General features: G+C 42.8%; 2 protein-coding genes. Both read left to right on the forward strand.

Annotation, left to right across the window (positions count from 1 at the left end; all coding sequences use genetic code 11):
• Positions 1-232: elongation factor P hydroxylase (locus tag R7190_RS28885; protein WP_318138069.1), on the forward strand; the 232-nt coding region annotated here is incomplete at its 5' end.
• A gap of 24 nt (positions 233-256) precedes the next feature.
• Complete coding sequence (locus tag R7190_RS28890; RefSeq protein ID WP_005479532.1) at positions 257-520, forward strand: YfcL family protein; 264 nt, start codon at positions 257-259, stop codon at positions 518-520.
• Positions 521-600 lie beyond the last annotated feature (80 nt).

Below are 600 nucleotides of genomic sequence, written 5' to 3' on the forward strand. Positions count from 1 at the left end.
AGCTTACGAATGGATTCTTGCCACGAGTGCTGGCTTCCCTTTTACGGTCAGTTGTGACAATCTACACGGCGATTTTGAACCAGATAGGCTTGGCTTTATGCAAAAAGTGCATAAAGAAGTATTAGGTATTTTGGAAGCAGGTTTGCCACCGCGAGTGAAAATGCTTTCGGACGCCTTACGTGCGTTTTACCAAACTAAGCAGCTGGAAGCGTCTGATTTTAGCGTTAAGTAACCCAAATAACCTCAGAGAAACTCCATGATTATTGAATTTGAAGAAAAACTACTAGAACTGATTGATGCTCGTATTGAAAACGCATCTGATGATGAACTGTTTGCTGGTGGTTATCTACGTGGTCACATCTCTCTGTCTGCCGCATCTTGTGAAGAAGACGGCATCAACGATGTTGAAGAGCTAAAATCTCGTATCGCGAACAGCCTAGAAGAAGCACGTGCAGAACTGACGCCTGCGGATCGCGTGATTGTTAGTGATCTATGGCAAGAACTGCAATCACAAGCATAATATCTACGAATTGCAGTAAATGAGTGCTCAGTGTAGCTGAATGAAAGCCTGTTAACCTTGTTGTGACTATTTTTTTCAAC

The sequence above is a fragment of the Vibrio sp. 1078-1 genome, assembly GCF_033340475.1.